The organism is Arthrobacter sp. 05L45_2, assembly GCF_056397525.1.
This window is the reverse complement of the sequence record NZ_JBFTNO010000154.1, coordinates 1-1,573: the sequence shown is the minus strand read 5'-3', so window position 1 is coordinate 1,573 and position 1,573 is coordinate 1. Positions and strand designations below refer to the sequence as shown.

Genomic DNA, 1,573 nt, shown 5'->3' with positions numbered 1-1,573 from the left:
GTCCGACGCCGGGAAACCCGGCGTCGGACGCTGCATGGGCGTAGGGCCCGAACTACTTCTTGGAGTCGGGGGTGGTGACGCTGGCGGTGGCGCGCATCGTCTCGGCGTTCACCATCCAGGCGTACTGCTCGAACTTGGCAATGAACTCGTGCAGCAGGTCCGCGGTGGTGGGGTCTTCCTCGTCGACCTCGTCGTGGACCTTGCGCATGGTGCCAACGGCGGCCTCGAGCGCGGCAACGATCTTGTCGATGGCGTCCTTGGTGTTGATCAGGCCGGTGGGGAATTCGGCGAGCGCGGTGGTCTTGGACACCGTGGAGCTGCGGCCGTCCGGGAGGGCATGGAGGGCGCGCATACGCTCGGCGAGGTCGTCAGCGAAGCCGCGGGCGGCCTCAATGATTTCATCCAGCTGCAGGTGAAGGTCGCGGAAGTTCGTCCCCACGATGTTCCAGTGGGCCTGTTTGCCCTGGACGTGGAGTTCGATGAGGTCCACGAGGACGGCCTGCAGGTTGCTCGTCAGGGTCGGTGTTGCTTTCATGCATCCTCCTTGATTGGAACGGCTGGTACGGCGTTATGCCTCAGACGCTACTCCAGGGAGGAGAGGGCTTTCGATGGTTCCGGCGGAATTTCACGATTAGCTTACTAAGTGTGCTTACTAAGCTGGCGGAAGGTCCTAGACTGCCTGGTTGGGCATGGGGCCCTGCGGGAAGAGTGCCCGGGTGATACCGCCGGCCGTGGCCTCGGACAGTTGTGCCAGGTAGTCGTTCCGGCGGCGCGGGGTGATGCGGGACTGGGGTTCGTAGCCCTGGTCCGGGTCATCGGCGTAGTGGGCCGTGAGGCCGTCACGCATCAGCCGGATTGCCTCGGCACGCTGCTGCGACACGGCAGCGTGCGTCGAGCCGAGTTCAGCGGCCAGGTCCTTGACGGTCCGGTCCCCGAAGTAGATTTCCTCCACTACGTAGCGCATCCGCTCCGGCAGGGATTTTACGGCGGCCCGGAGGTACTGGAGCCGTTCGTCCGCGAGGACGGAGCTTTCCGGGGACAGGGTCTCGGCGGCGAGTGTGTCGACGACGGCGTCGTCCAGCGGGGTGAGGGTGCGTGAGGCGTCCGCGAGTGCCGCCTCAACGACACTCTGCTGGACGCCAAGGGCGGACGCGATCTCGTCCACCGACGGGGTGCGGCCGAGGGCTGCGGCCAGGGTTTCCTGGACGGACATGGTCTCTTTGATCCGCCGGCGTGCGGACCGTGTGGCCCAGTCGCTGGCGCGCATTTCATCGGCGAAGGCGCCGAGGATGCGGCGTCGCGCGAAGGCGCCGAAAGGTACGCCCAGGTCAGGGTCGAAGGAGTCGGCCGACGTAATGAGGGCTACAGCCCCGGCCGACGCCAGGTCATCGCGCGAGAGGTGGGACGCCTTCGAGCACAAATCAGAGACGAGATAGCCAACCAGCGGAAGGTGCTGGGTAACCATCTCGTTGCGTTCCACGCGATTCAATAGTGTGTCCCCCCATGAGACGGATCAGGAGTTTTAAAACCCTGAGCGCCGCACCCGCAAACGGTCCCGTGCTCCCCCCATGGG

2 protein-coding genes are annotated in these 1,573 nt (G+C 65.4%); both read right to left on the bottom strand.

Annotated features, from left to right (window positions below; all coding sequences use genetic code 11):
• Positions 1-52: 52 nt before the first annotated feature.
• Positions 53-535 (bottom strand): Dps family protein, encoded by a 483-nt coding sequence (locus tag AC1DHD_RS11915; protein ID WP_476879917.1) that lies wholly within the window; start codon positions 533-535, stop codon positions 53-55.
• A gap of 135 nt (positions 536-670) precedes the next feature.
• On the bottom strand, positions 671-1,489 hold the full coding sequence (locus AC1DHD_RS11910; RefSeq protein ID WP_476879916.1) for a sigma-70 family RNA polymerase sigma factor: 819 nt from the start codon (positions 1,487-1,489) through the stop codon (positions 671-673).
• Between the last annotated feature and the right edge of the window lie 84 nt (positions 1,490-1,573).